The organism is Paenibacillus sp. PastM-3, assembly GCF_029893965.1.
Classification (GTDB): domain Bacteria; phylum Bacillota; class Bacilli; order Paenibacillales; family Paenibacillaceae; genus Paenibacillus_AQ.
Genome location: NZ_JARXXP010000012.1, coordinates 150,805 through 165,217 on the forward strand (window position 1 = coordinate 150,805; position 14,413 = coordinate 165,217).

Annotated in this window: 12 protein-coding genes; all 12 read left to right on the forward strand. The window is 42.8% G+C overall.

All coding sequences use genetic code 11. The features are described from left to right. Positions 1 to 63: 63 nt before the first annotated feature. The 12 genes from sdhA to M2108_RS17990 all read left to right on the forward strand — a co-directional run bounded on the left by sdhA (position 64) and on the right by M2108_RS17990 (position 14,332). On the forward strand, positions 64 to 1,806 hold the full coding sequence (gene sdhA / locus M2108_RS17935) for a succinate dehydrogenase flavoprotein subunit (protein ID WP_277470648.1): 1,743 nt from the start codon (positions 64 to 66) through the stop codon (positions 1,804 to 1,806). A 212-nt stretch (positions 1,807 to 2,018) separates the two neighbouring features. Beyond that, the gene (gene sdhB / locus M2108_RS17940; protein WP_277470647.1) at positions 2,019 to 2,783 is read left to right on the forward strand and encodes a succinate dehydrogenase iron-sulfur subunit; all 765 of its coding nucleotides are present in this window, start codon (positions 2,019 to 2,021) and stop codon (positions 2,781 to 2,783) included. 883 nt (positions 2,784 to 3,666) lie between these two features. Further along, a complete protein-coding gene (locus M2108_RS17945; RefSeq protein WP_277470646.1) occupies positions 3,667 to 3,825 on the forward strand; it encodes a hypothetical protein in 159 nt (52 codons plus the stop codon). Positions 3,826 to 4,001: 176 nt separating this feature from the next. Then, on the forward strand, positions 4,002 to 5,381 hold the full coding sequence (locus M2108_RS17950) for a radical SAM protein (protein ID WP_277470645.1): 1,380 nt from the start codon (positions 4,002 to 4,004) through the stop codon (positions 5,379 to 5,381). A 21-nt stretch (positions 5,382 to 5,402) separates the two neighbouring features. After that, a complete protein-coding gene (locus M2108_RS17955) occupies positions 5,403 to 6,605 on the forward strand; it encodes a 4Fe-4S cluster-binding domain-containing protein (RefSeq protein WP_277470644.1) in 1,203 nt (400 codons plus the stop codon). Between the two features lie 25 nt (positions 6,606 to 6,630). Continuing rightward, on the forward strand, positions 6,631 to 8,307 hold the full coding sequence (locus tag M2108_RS17960; RefSeq protein ID WP_277470643.1) for an ABC transporter ATP-binding protein: 1,677 nt from the start codon (positions 6,631 to 6,633) through the stop codon (positions 8,305 to 8,307). A gap of 3 nt (positions 8,308 to 8,310) precedes the next feature. Continuing rightward, positions 8,311 to 9,051 carry an ABC transporter ATP-binding protein gene (locus tag M2108_RS17965; protein ID WP_277470642.1) on the forward strand — a complete coding sequence of 247 codons (741 nt, stop codon included), beginning with the start codon at positions 8,311 to 8,313 and terminating at the stop codon, positions 9,049 to 9,051. Continuing rightward, positions 9,029 to 10,666: a hypothetical protein gene (locus M2108_RS17970; RefSeq protein WP_277470641.1), complete on the forward strand. Its 1,638-nt coding sequence runs from the start codon at positions 9,029 to 9,031 to the stop codon at positions 10,664 to 10,666. Before M2108_RS17965 ends, M2108_RS17970 begins: the two co-directional genes overlap by 23 nt. A gap of 366 nt (positions 10,667 to 11,032) precedes the next feature. Next, positions 11,033 to 11,875 (forward strand): DUF3891 family protein, encoded by an 843-nt coding sequence (locus M2108_RS17975; RefSeq protein WP_277470640.1) that lies wholly within the window; start codon positions 11,033 to 11,035, stop codon positions 11,873 to 11,875. A gap of 156 nt (positions 11,876 to 12,031) precedes the next feature. After that, complete coding sequence (locus M2108_RS17980; RefSeq protein ID WP_277470639.1) at positions 12,032 to 12,766, forward strand: potassium channel family protein; 735 nt, start codon at positions 12,032 to 12,034, stop codon at positions 12,764 to 12,766. Between the two features lie 20 nt (positions 12,767 to 12,786). Beyond that, complete coding sequence (locus tag M2108_RS17985; protein WP_277470638.1) at positions 12,787 to 13,722, forward strand: metallophosphoesterase; 936 nt, start codon at positions 12,787 to 12,789, stop codon at positions 13,720 to 13,722. Between the two features lie 61 nt (positions 13,723 to 13,783). Next, the gene (locus tag M2108_RS17990) at positions 13,784 to 14,332 is read left to right on the forward strand and encodes a GNAT family N-acetyltransferase (protein WP_277470636.1); all 549 of its coding nucleotides are present in this window, start codon (positions 13,784 to 13,786) and stop codon (positions 14,330 to 14,332) included. Positions 14,333 to 14,413 lie beyond the last annotated feature (81 nt).

The window sequence follows — 14,413 nt, forward strand, 5'->3', positions numbered from 1 at the left end:
AGGAGACGGTTTTGTATGAACCTATATTAATTGTATCCCTACAAAACTTTAGGAGGAACTCTCATGGCATCAGCCGATATCATTATCGTGGGCGGCGGGCTGGCAGGCCTGATGGCTACCATCAAGGCAGCGGAAGCCGGCGCACATGTTCATCTATTCTCTCTCGTTCCGGTCAAAAGATCGCACTCGGTCTGCGCACAGGGCGGCATCAACGGGGCCGTCAATACGAAGGGCGAGGGTGACTCGCCCTGGGAGCATTTTGACGATACCGTCTACGGCGGTGACTTCCTGGCGAACCAGCCTCCGGTCAAGGCGATGTGTGAGGCGGCGCCGGGTATAATCCACCTGATGGACCGGATGGGCGTCATGTTCAACCGCACGCCGGAGGGGCTGCTCGATTTCCGCCGGTTCGGGGGAACGAAGCGCCACCGGACGGCTTTTGCCGGGGCAACCACCGGCCAACAGCTGCTGTACGCGCTTGATGAGCAGGTACGCCGCTGGGAGGCGGAAGGCCTCGTAACCAAGAGCGAGAACTGGGAGTTCCTCTCGGTTATTCTCGACGACGCGGGCGTCTGCCGCGGAATCAGCGCACAGAATCTGAAGACGATGGAAATTCAGACCTTCCCGTCCGATGCGGTTATTCTGGCCAGCGGTGGTCCGGGGATTATTTTTGGCAAAACAACCAACTCGGTTATCAATACAGGAACTGCCGCCAGTGCGGTATACCAGCAGGGTGTGCATTATGCTAACGGTGAGTTCATTCAGATTCACCCGACGGCGATTCCCGGCGATGACAAGCTGCGGCTGATGTCGGAATCGGCGCGCGGCGAAGGCGGACGCATCTGGACCTACAAGGACGGCAAGCCATGGTACTTCCTGGAAGAGAAATATCCGTCCTACGGAAACCTGGTGCCGCGTGATATTGCGACCCGTGAGATTTTCAACGTGTGTGTGGATCAGGGCCTGGGCATTAACGGCGAAAATATGGTCTATCTCGATCTGTCGCACAAGGACCCGAAGGAGCTTGACGTTAAGCTCGGCGGTATCATCGAAATCTATGAAAAATTCATGGGGGATGACCCGCGCAAGATTCCAATGAAGATTTTCCCGGCGGTCCACTACTCCATGGGCGGCATGTGGGTTGACTACAACCAGATGACCAACATTCCGGGACTATTCGCCGCGGGTGAATGTGAATACCAGTATCACGGCGCGAACCGTCTTGGCGCGAACTCGCTCGTCTCGGCGATTTACGGCGGTATGGTATCGGGGCCGAAGGCCGTGGAATATATTAAAGGGCTTAAGAAGTCCGTACAGGATATTCCGTCCAGTGTATTCGACAGCTTCCATAAGCAGCAGGTTGGCAAATACGAGTCCCTGCTGAGCATGTCCGGTACAGAAAATGCCTATGTGATCCACAAAGAGCTGGGCGAATGGATGACTGCCAACATGACCGTGGTGCGCGAGAACAAACGGCTGGAGGCGACCATCGGCAAAATCAAAGAGCTCAAGGAGCGTTACGGCCGTATTAACATGAGTGATACTTCGCGCTGGAACAACCAGGGCGTAGCCTTCACCCGCCAGCTGTGGAACATGCTGGAGCTGGCCGAGGCGATGACGCTGGGGGCGCTGCTTCGCAATGAGAGCCGCGGAGCCCACTACAAGCCGGAATTCCCGAACCGCAACGATGAGGAGTTCCTCAAGACGACCAAAGCAACCTGGACACCGGACGGCCCGCAGATTTCCTACGAGGAAGTGGATGTTTCGCTGATCCCGCCGCGGGTGCGTGATTATTCCAAGGACTAAATATAATGGCGTATGCTTTCGAAGCCAGTTTTGTACGAAGGAAATCAGAGGAGTAACGCTCACAAAACTAAGCGTATGCTTCCGAAGCGAGTTTTGTACGAAGGAAATCAGAGGAGTAACGCTCACAAAACTAAGCGTATGCTTCCGAAGCGAGTTTTGTACGAAGGATACCAGAGGAGTAACGCTCACAAAACTTTTAGGAGGTAACCGATATGGCGGAAACAGCTACAGCTCCCAAAAACGTGAAATTTATCATTACCCGCCAGGACGAACCGGAGAGCTCGCCCTATACAGAGGAATTTGAGCTGGCCTACCGGCCGGGGATGAACGTAATCAGCGCTTTAATGGAAATCCAGCGTAACCCGGTTAACGCAAGCGGCAACAGTACGGTGCCGGTCTGCTGGGACTCCAACTGTCTGGAGGAAGTGTGCGGGGCCTGCTCGATGGTAATCAACGGCAAGCCGCGCCAGGCCTGCGCCGCTCTGATCGACAATCTGGAGCAGCCGGTGCGGATTGAGCCGATGAAGACCTTCCCGGTAGTGCGCGACCTTGTTATCGACCGCAGCCGGATGTTTAATGCACTGAAACGGGTCAAGGCGTGGATTCCGATTGACGGTACGTATGATCTGGGTCCGGGACCGCGGATGGCCGAGAAAAAACGCCAGTGGGCTTATGAACTGTCCAAGTGCATGACCTGCGGCGTCTGCCTGGAGGCCTGCCCGAACGTTAACGAGAAGACGAATTTCATCGGGCCGGCTGCGATTTCCCAGGTGCGGCTGTTCAACGCCCATCCTACGGGCGAAATGAACGCTGACGACCGCCTGGAAGCGCTGATGGAGGACGGCGGGATCGACGGCTGCGGTAACTCGCAGAACTGCGTACGCGCTTGTCCGAAGGGCATTCCGCTGACCACCTCGATTGCCGAGATCAACAAACAGACCACGAAGCATATGTTCAAGCGCTGGCTTGGTGTGTAGCTTGAACAAAATGAACTGAAACGGGAGTGTTCTACAAGTCTCTATGGCTTGTGGGATGCTCCTTTTTTATGTGCTCTCGGCATGGGAGATAACTCGGCGGTGAAAGTCTGCTACAGGCTTGGCAGTAGGAACTGTTGGCGAAAGGAAAGTTAGGGGTGTCCTCCGTGAGTCGGAATCGTAGAAAGCCGGAGGCAAAACCTAGGTCTGCCGAACGTAAAAAGGGTGTATATTCGCATCCATGGTCAATCTCTCACCAAAGTAAAGAAGAAGTTGAAAACACTCACAAGCCGCGATCAGGACAGGAATGTTTGACATGTGATGGAGAAAGTAAAAGTCTAAACTCGCGACAAAATCGGCTACTTCTACAGAACTGAACTGGTAAAAAATATATTTTACAAATTTGGGTGTGTAGAAGGCCCTGAATGTACATCTGGAAAAAGTGAAAGAAGCCTAAACCAAAGGTGAAGATCCTGAGAAAACCGGAAATACCGGAGTGGAAGGCCTATCAATGGGGGGAACCTCAGCCTGGCCACTGGAGAATGGTTTGGAGCTCGGTGCTGTCCCATTCCATAACAAACGAAAAGCTCACACAGGGTCGGGTATTATGGTTTCCCTACTACTAAAATTGCACTTATGCAGTTTAACTGACGTATACCGAACTGTACTACGGTGGTGTGAGAGATCGGCTGCTCAGTTAATGAGCAGTCTCCTACTTGTTTAATTCCGAATTGGCCTTGTGGATAAAATGAACACTTTTATTGAACACGGAAAAATCTTTGTATTGGTAATTAATCGATTTTGACAAAAATATGTATATTAAAAGAATCTATTGATTTAAATGTAATTAAACACTAAAATAAGGAAAAAAAGGAGGTGGGAAAAAATGGAACAAATGAATAATGTTACACCACAAAGTGGCTGGACTTGCTCTATTAGTTGTTCAGGACCATGTTTCGTAGCTTGTGCTGCTGGAGCAGCGACTGGACCAGCAGCCTTGGCAATTGTTACCGGCTCATTCTATTACACTTACTATGCAAGTTAAGGAATTATGTAATTTTACTTAGAAGGATTTTTAATCAGTTATCGCTAAATTGATTTCTGTAATTACAGGAGACATATAGAACTGAACTAGGAGATAGACCCTTTTTTGGGGCGGCGGCTTGGTTCTATATGTCTACTAAATTATTGTAACCAGTAACAAAATTGAGGAGGATTTAAATGAGTGATAGAGGATTTTTTTTTACTACAGCTCAGGGAAACACTTATTATTATGACGACTATTCAAGCAATGTAAGATTCCAGGGGAAAAATGGAGGGGATAATTTCAATTTTGGAGATATGCAATTACAAGGGAATTTACCGAATAAGAAAAGCTTAGAGAATTATTTAAATAACAATAGTGGAAGCCAACTTATTCTTTTAACCACTGAAGCTTGCAATATAAGATGTACATATTGTGTATACTCTGGAAATTATGAGAATCAGAGAAGTCATAATCGTGAAAACATGAGTGTAGATACGGCAAAAAAGGCTGTAGATAAGTATTTAAGCAATTTTAAACAAAGAAAGTTCAAAAATCCTTTCGATAACCCTCTTATTGCTTTTTATGGGGGAGAGGCTTTTCTTAATTATGAATTAATGAAAGAAATTGTAGTTTTTTCAGAGGAGAAGTATAGCGGTAAAATTCAGTTTTCCACGACAACTAATGCCATACTGCTAAACGATGAAAAAATTCACTTTTTGGCGAAACATTCATTTATTCTATCAGTCAGTTTAAACGGCGATAGAGATGAGCACGACAGAATGAGAGTATTTAAAGATGGGGCAGGTACTTTTGATCTTGTAATGAAGAACCTACTTAGAATTAGAGAATTGTATCCAGACTATTATAAAGAATACTGTCAGTTATTAATAACTATTGATACAGGTACGAATTTGATGAGAATGAGAGAATTTCTTAAAGAAAATGAAAAAGTTCTTCCTAAAATAGCCAGGGTTTCGCAAGTAGGAGCATCTTTTACTGATTGGTATGACCGCTACTCTACAGAAGAAAAAGAGATTTTCATGCATTCATTCGATGAATTAAAGTCAGTTTATGTTAGTCAAGTCAGATCTCCGGAGGGGATTGAGGCAGAAACATTTTTGAAAATATTATTTAGTGTTCCAATGTTTTCGATACTGAATCGTTCCAGAAATATTCCTTTTCAGAATAGACGTCCTGATTTTCTACCGTACACTGGAGCTTGTGTGCCAGGAGAAAAAATTGCCGTAGATACAAATGGTAATCTTCATGTATGTGAACGAGTAAATCAAAGCAGACCCATTGGCGATGTTGAAAGCTGGCTAAGCATACCTTCTATTTCAAAAATGCTGGAAGACTATCAGGCCAAGATAACAAAGAATTGTCCGAATTGTCCTGTTCAAAGTCTTTGTGATATATGCTACGCAGGAGTATTGGACGGTACAGGGGAATTTGACAAATCTAATATGAAACCTAATTGTCAAGAAATTAGAAAGCATGTTCAAAAACAGTTCGCGGAAATCTGGAGTATTATGGAGGAAGGTGTGCTGGCAGAAGAATTAATTCCAAATTTTTAATTATTGAATAGGGGTGCTTAAATGAAATTTCTTATACTTAAAAGTAATTGTGCAGTTGTTACAGGCGAGAATGGTTCGTTCATGTATGATTTGAGTCATAAAAATTATTATTCACTCGATTTGTTGCACACTGAAATTCTTAATAATATTAAAAAGGGAAAATGCATTGAAGAACTAAATAACCTTTTTGATCAGAATATTGTGAACAGCTTCACTAATAAATTGATTGAAGGTAATCTTGCAGAATTGTCTGATTACTTTTACATAGAGGAAATATCCCGTGTTGGACATGCAAGACCAGTTAATAATATTCAATTGAATACCTGCTATATTGAACTGCCTTCCTCATGTGCAATGAGTTGTAAAAGTTGTAAGAGCTTAAAATTATTCAGCTGCCTTACGTGTAGTAGCCCCACTGTAACCAGTGCTGAGTTAGATATGAAATTTTATAGAGGGCTGTTGTCTGATGTATTAAAAATGTCGGTACAAACACTGATTTTTCATGGTGGGGATCCATTGACTTACGGGGATAAATTCTTAGAACTACTTCAATATGCTCGGGAAAATGCGGATGAGAATGTTAGAATTATAGTAAAAACGAATGGTGAAATTCTGAATGACAAGATGATGAGCCACTTTATTGAATTTAAGATTAATCCTCTATTTGTTTTGAGATATTCAAAAGAAAACGAATACCAAAATAACTTGCCGCTGAAATTATCCGAGATTTTTCAAGGATTCTTTAATCATAAACTTCAGTATTCCTGTAATATTGTTCTGGATTCTCCAGCCCAATTGGAAGCAGCAATTCAAAAGTTAAGCGATTACAATTTTAGTGATATTTCAACAAGTATACTGATTAATGAACACAATTCTTTGAGAAGCTACGCTAGTATTCAATTCTCTGAAAAGCTTTTTCATAATTTTATGCTCAATAAAGATTTACATCCTTGCCTAATGGGTGTAATAGCTATTACAGCTGACAGAAAGGTTATTCCATGCCCTACAATGGTAAATCATCCGTTATTAGATTTGGAACAATCACATCTTTTAGAATTATTCGAGGATCCAGAAATAATAAATCAATTTTGGCGGTTTTCACTTGGAAAAATTGAGAAGTGCAAAGCATGTAAAATTAAATATTCCTGTGTGGATTGCAGATCTGTAGAAGAAGCATTAAGTAAAGATCTGTATAAGAAAGAAATTTGTTATCTAGGAAATTAAAACCTGAATGCGGAGCTTGATAACGATGTTAAAGAATTATGTGAGATTTCTGATCAAATATTTATGTAGATTTAAATTAATGTTATTGGGGATACTGCTATTATCAGTTTTATCGAGTGCGATTAATTTATTGATCCCTTATACTAGTAGTTTGCTTTTTGATTCAGGAATAATACCCGGTAATATCTCAATTATTATTAAGATCTCTATAGTGATGGCACTACTCAGTATAATTAAATTCATTGTCAAATATTATGGCCAAGTTGCACACGCTCAGCTTTCAGTTAAATTTACAACATCAATAAAAAAGGATATGTACTCGCATCTTCTCCGTTTGCCAATGAAATATTTTGATAAAAACCATAAGGGCTATCTCCTTTCAAGAATTGACGAAGTTGATGCCTTGTCTGTTTTGTTTTCATCGGCAATCTTTGACTTTTTTGCGGCCATGGTAACTGCGACAGGTGCGTTTGTATATATTCTCAATAAAAGTTGGATGCTACTAATCATTTCATTCGTTTTTTTACCATTTTTTTATTTTTTAACGCGAGCTTCGCTAAATAGAATTCATATAACTTCCAGAGAAATATATGAAGTGAATGCAACAACAAAAGGAAAACTGCAAGAGTCAATTGAGGGGATACAGGAATTAAAGCAACTGAACAACGAAGAAAAAACATTTAAAGAGCTGACAAATCAGGTGAACAGGATAGCGCGAAAAATCATACAGCAAAGTAAATTTGCTGCTATGGGAACAGAGGGCGTTTCATTACTACTAAACATTTCTCAAATAATAATCACCTTAACGATTGGGTTGCTTATAGTAAGGAACCGTTTGTCAATCGGGGATTATGTAGCCCTAACTCAGTACATTTTACTGTTATATGCACCAGTTCAGTTAATTGCCGCTTTCAGTATGACGATTCAACCGGGATTAGTAGCATTAGATCGTGTAAGTTCGATTCTCCAAGTAGATATAGAGGAGAATGAAACAGGCATTAAAATCGATGCAATTAGATCAGTGGAGTTTAAAGACGTATCTTTCAAATATGAAGAGTCGGAAAATAAAATATTTCAGAAAATTAATTTTATTGTGGAGAAAAATGAAAATGTAGCTATTCAAGGTATAAATGGTTCAGGAAAGACAACGATAATCAAAATTTTATTAGGTTTGTACAGGGATTATGAGGGCGATATAGAGATAAATGGGATTAATCTCAAAGAAATAAATATATCGTCTCTCAGGGAATCTGTAGGGATTGTTTCCCAAAATGTTATATTGTTCTCTGGCACATTATTAGAAAATATAAAAATGTCAAATCCCAATATAAGTGAATTACATTTGGAAAATTTGATGGATATTTTCCAAGATAAAATGTTTAAGGATATAGATCCATACTCGCTAGTTCTCAATGAAAAGGCTAATAATCTTTCAGGAGGTCAAAAACAAAAAGTTGCAATATTAAGGGCATTTGCCAAGAATCCAGATCTTTTAATTTTTGATGAAGCGACTTCCAATTTAGATTTAGCATCTAAAGCTTTTTTGGAAGAAGCAATTAAAAAATTTTTTAATAATAAAATATGTATTATTATAACTCATGAGGAGGAAATAAGTAGAATTGCAGATAGAATACTAGAAATAGTGGATGGTGTAATAATTGAAAAAAAATATGACAAGGTAATATCTGGGGGGAGGAGCTGATAATTGCTTAGCTTAACGGAGGTTTACAAAACCTACAATCATTCGGAAAAGGCTGTATCAAATTTGAATCTACATGTAAATGCTGGCGAAGTTTTTGGATTTTTAGGCCCGAATGGAGCTGGAAAGTCGACTACTATTAAATTGATTACAGGAATACTTCCCTTAGATTCCGGAATTATTAAGATAAACAACATTAATATCGAACAAGCCCCCTTAGAAGCGAAAAAGCACCTTGGTTATGTGGCGGATGTTGCTGAATTTTTTCTGCATTTTAAGGGGATTGAATATTTGAATTTTTTAAGGGATATTTATAAACTTCCTGTTGAAATTACTGAAAATAAAATTAAAGAAACTGCTTCAAGATTAAATATGGTTCATGCTTTGGAGGGATACATCAAAAATTACTCATACGGAATGAAAAAAAAACTATTCATCATAGGTTCTCTTCTTCACGATCCGAAAGTGTGGATTCTGGACGAGCCGTTGAACGGACTTGATCCAAGGTCCTCGTATATGATAAAGGAATTAATGAAGGAACATGCAAGCCAAGGGAATACGGTTTTTTTTTCAACACATATGCTGGCTGTAGCAGAAGAAGTCTGTAATAGGGTGGGGATTATAAAACAAGGGGAGAAGTTATTCGAAGGAACGATTGAAGAAATTAAGCTTGCTATGCAAAAGCACCATACCTCGCTGGAAAATTTATTTCTGGAGTTAACCGATGACAATTATAACTCTTATTAGAGGCATGCTTTCTCTTCACTTAAGGACAACATTTGAAAAGAATAAAAAGCTCTCGTTTCGAATCATAGGAAGTTTGTATTTTTTTTGTATATACTTTTTTGTATGCAGACAAGTAGTTGAATATATGTATGGACAAGCTGGACAAGACAGCATTCCAATAATAATCACCGGCTTTTTTATCCTCTCCAGTTCCATTATTCTCCTGTTTGGAACCTTGCCAGTCATATCTATGTTTTGCTTTTCAAATGATATATTGGGTTATTTTCATTTGCCTGTAAAAAAACAGAACATTATTTTTTCAAAATTAATTGTATTACTTCTCCTTGAATACTTTATCATAGCGGCACTTTATATTCCAATATTCTGGGGCATTATTCAGGTAGAGCGTCTGCCGATATTTTTCTATATCAATTCACTAATTGTTATACTCATTATTCCGATTATTCCTAACACTGTTCATTTAACAATTACAATGTTATTCATGAAATTATTAATACGCCATAAGAAAAAGATTACTATTACTTTTCATTTGATGATTTATGTAGTTGGCACAATATTTTTTCTATATATACTTTTTATAAACAATAAAAAAAATATAATGGAGAACGTTGGGATATTCGAGTTTTGGAATGGGTATATTAATATGCATAATTTAGGTTTTGAATTAATATTCCATAATAAGAGTTCTTACTATTCTTTAGGGGGATTAATTTTTGTTCTAATATTTTTAATTTCGATTCTGTACTTAGCTGTTTACATATTGGCTGTTTTCTATTGGCCTCAAAATTATGAATTTCTTAATGCTGGCATTAAAGTTAATGTTAAAAGTGAAATCAAAATTTTGCTGACATCAAGAAAAGAACTTGAAAGTTTAATTAACTTGGAGTTTAAATCTCTCTTGCGAAGACCCGTGCTATTCATCAAGGGAGTGACAAGTTCATTTTTATTCCCCATATTATGTACATTTCTTTTTGTATTTAACAATCAGCTTGAAGGGATTAAAGTGTTTATTGAACAACAATTCACGTATTCTTTTATATTTATAGTGGCTTATACAGTTCTAATTTTAGGCTGGAACATTATCGCTATTACATCGTTTTCCCGAGACAAAAAAGATTTAGGCTATAAATTAACTATGCCAATCTCAATAAATAAATTAATTTTTGCTAAAATTATAGTAGCATGGGTTTATTATTTTCCTGCTATAGTCATTAATGCATTGACTTTTTATTTTGTTTTTAATTTATCACCCGAATTTTTGATTATATGGTTTTTTATTGCGGTATTAATTTCTTTAAATGGTGTAATGCTGTGTATTATCTTTGACATTTGGTTTCCAACAGTGATTTGGAACGATGAACATCAGCTGTTGAAGGAAAGGACCGCAATAACGGTCTTTCATGTTGTTAATTTGATTATTACTTTGCTTATATTCTTAATCGGATATGCATGCAATAATTACTCTACTGAGAACATATTACTTATAGTGATAGTTTATTTTGCCGTGTTTTTTTTATCTATAATTACTCAGGTTTGTTTTTTCATCCAAAAACAAAATCTCATACTTCAAAATATAATAAATAATGATAAAATAAGGAAGAGGAAGGTGGGATAAAATGAATGACAGGCTGATTCTCATCATTGGAGTAGTACTTTGTGCTATAAGTGTTGTAAGTTCTTTGTTATCAGGTTATCAGCTTTGGCAGCTTATTCCTGTGTTTTTTGTGTTATGGTGTTCGTATGTAATTATCAAGAATAGACAAAAAAACAAAAACAATAAGTAAACTCGAAATTAGTTGTGCAGATAAAAGATCTGTTGCTGTGAAACATTAATCAGCCATTTTCCAAGGTGTTTGCTGCCAAGGGAGATGGCTCTTTTTACAGAGAATGATATACAAAACATTGTTTCTTTTGTCCGGGAAAATGGGTACAGTGTATACATTCGGTAATATACATAAGGAAGAACCGGGGAGGAATGACGTTGATTTGTAGAGAGCAGGATGGATACATTGTAATGGTGAAGCAGCATGATCACGGACGGCTGGCCGGGGAGCTTGCGGCTTGGTTCAAAGAGGAGCAGGTGCCGGAATCCGTACGCCGGGATGAGGTGCTGTGGGCTATCGCCAACCACGACCGCGGCTGGATTGATCTGGATGAGACCCCTTTCTGGAATGATGCGGAGGACGCGCCTTACAGCTTTATTGATTTTCCCGTTGTACCCAAGCTGACCTTTTACCGGCGCGGGCTGAATGAGATTGAAGCTGTATCCTCCTATGGCGCGCTGCTGTGCAGCCTGCATTTTGAACGGCTGATTGAAGTGTCCGGAGAGGAGGATCCGGAGCTTGCGGAATATCAGAAGGACGAGGCGGAGCGCAGGGCCCGCATTCACCGGGAGCTGGAGCAGCGTAATGTGCCGATTGGCGAGGATGAGCTGTTCTATGACGCCAGGCTGCTGCAGTTCTGCGACGATCTGTCGCTGTATATGGCACTCAACAGGCCGGGAAGCCCCAAATCCGAGGAGCATCCCTGGTGGACGGACGGATTCTCGGGCAGCGAGGATTTCAAGTTTACTTCAGGCCGGACCATTACCGCAGAGTGGAAGGATGAATCGGCGCTGATGCTTGAGCCGTTCCCGTTCACCCGGGAGGTTGAGTGTGTCTTCAAGCTGCGTAAGGTCAGCCGGCAGGAGATTGCAGACAAGGGTATTGCCCGCGCTTATCGTGAGACACCGGAGGAGGAATGCCGGATTATGGTGATTGCTAGGCCGGAGGAGGAAGCTGCTGATGCAGAGGGCAGTGCGGAACAAGGAACCGGCGGACAGTGATTTATTGTAAATAACGGTGCTATCTGTGAGGAGCTAAATGGATTTTCTCCACCTAATGCTAACAATTCTCAGCTTTTATACAGAGTCAAATGAAGATATTAAGTGTTGAATTTCCACTAAGCTTTGGCACTGCCGAAGGACAGGAGTGTGACCGCAATGAGCTCGTGGATGTGGACCCTTAACGCCGCTGTGATTACACTGCTGTCCTTGCTGTTTTACCGGCTCAGAAAGAAATGGGTGGGAAAGGCGGTTCTGCTCGTTCCGGTGCTGATCTATGCGCTGGTGTCGGCAGAGGATCTGCTGAATTGGATTGATCTGGGTTCGATTGTACCGGGTCAGCGCGGGCTGCGGGCACTGATTCTGCTGTTTGTGCTGGCTTCGGTGCTGTTCTACATCCTGTTCATCTTTCATGAAATCAAGTTATCCAATGACAAGGAGGTCAGGCTGCAGCAGACGCTGGTCCGCATCAGTATCGCCGCCTTGACCTGCATTCTTTTCTTTACGATCGTATATACATCCATATATAAGCTGTTTGGACAGTCCTCCTTTCAGGGAAAGGGCCTGGGAGAGGATTTGCTCAGCCAGTTGATCACCTTCCTGTATTTTAGCGTTGCTACTTTTACAACGGTGGGTTACGGGGATGTGGCACCGAGTGACAATACTTCGCGGCTTGCTGTCATTATGCAGATCAGCTTCAGCTTCATCACTGTGGCTTATGCCCTGTCCATGCTGGGGCTATTCCGCAAAATTCTCGGGCCGGGTACGGAAGAAGAAATTGAAGCTGAAATAGACTTGAAAATTGATGATGCAGTCGAAGACTATGAAGACGAGAAAAGTGAAAAGGAATCAGGGCAGGCTGCAGCAGCAGAAGATACACCGTCCACCAAATAGTACGAAAGGAGAATCTCCCTATGAATAGAGACTCGTCCGGGGCTTCTCCCAATATAATAAAAGATCCTTCGGGCGCCGGCCGCCGCTCAGGTGCTCCGGAACCCGGCAAGGCCGGGAGCCGCAAAATCACCCGCCGCCAGTTCCTGGCCCGGGGAACCGCGACCCTGTTCGGGGCAGGGCTGCTTACAGGCGGATATGTTTGGCAGGGGGAGCCTAACTGGCTCGAGGTTACGGAGCTGGAGCTGCCGCTGGGCAAGCTTCCTTCCGCTTTTTCCGGTACCCGGCTTGTTCACTTCAGCGATGTCCATCTGGGCTTCAATAAAGATGCCGGTGATGTGAAACGGCTGGTGAAGCATATTAAAGAGGCCAGGCCGGATATGATCTGCTTTACCGGGGATATTGTGGACAGTGAAGCCGAGGATCTGACCGATTCGGTAGCCCTGCTGGCGGAATTAACCGCTCCCCTGGGTAAATACGCGATTTTTGGCAATCATGATTATAAAAATACAGAGCTGCTTACCCGCCTGCTGCAGACTGCCGGTTTTGTTGTCCTCCGGAACCAGGCCTATGTGGTCAGCCTGGGCGGCGCGCGGATTGCGGTGGCCGGACTGGAGGACATGCTCAAGGGCACTCCCGATCCTGCCGCTGCGCTGAAGGACATCCCTGAGGATATGTTCACGGTGCTGCTCATGCATGAGCCCGATTATGCCGACACGGCGGAGGGTTATCCCTTTCATCTCCAGTTATCGGGACACAGCCATGGCGGCCAGATCCGCATGCCGTTCATTGGAGCACCGTATACGCCTTACGGTTCGCTTAAATACATAAGCGGTTTATATTACACCGCAGCAAAAGCCATGCCGGTCTATGTGAACAGAGGCTTCGGCGAAACCTATATGCCCTTTCGGCTGCTGTGCAGGCCGGAGCTGACGGTACTCACCCTGCGTCAAGCTTAGCGGAGAACGAATCAGGCCGAAGCTGCTGAACCGCCATTAACTGCAGAGGAGAGGGAACTATATGATTACTTATGAAACGGTATCATTCACCGCCCGGCAAGGAACAGCAGTTGAACTTAGGCAGATACAGCCCGCTGAAGCCGGCAGGCTGAAGGCTCTTCTCTCGCATCCGGAGGTTCAGCCGCATATTGTGATGCGCTGCGGAGCCGGATCACAGCAGGCGGTTCTGGACAAACTGGCCCAGCGGATGATTCATGCCCATGATCCTTGTGCCCTGCATGCCGGCATTTATGCCATAGGCGGGCAGGAGCTGATCGGAACAGTGTCCCTGCAGAACTGGAACCGGCATGAAGGCAAAGCTGTGTTAGGTTACATGCTGCATCCGGACTGGTGGGGGGCAGGGTTCACCACTGAGGCTGTCGGGCTGATGCTGAGCTATGCGGTGCAGGAGCTGGGCCTGCTTAAGGCGGAGGGGCGCTGCCGCGGCAGCAACCTGAGAAGCGAGCGGGTCATGCTCAAAAACGGGCTTGTCCTGGACCGGATTCTTCCGGTGGCAGACGGCTCGGGCGATGTCATAAAAGTGTTCAGCATTGTTACACAATTGAAATAAAGCCGTTATCAAACTCTAACAGTGTCCGGTTAAACTAAGTACATGACCCCCTTTTGAAAATATAACTGCTGTTGGGACCCG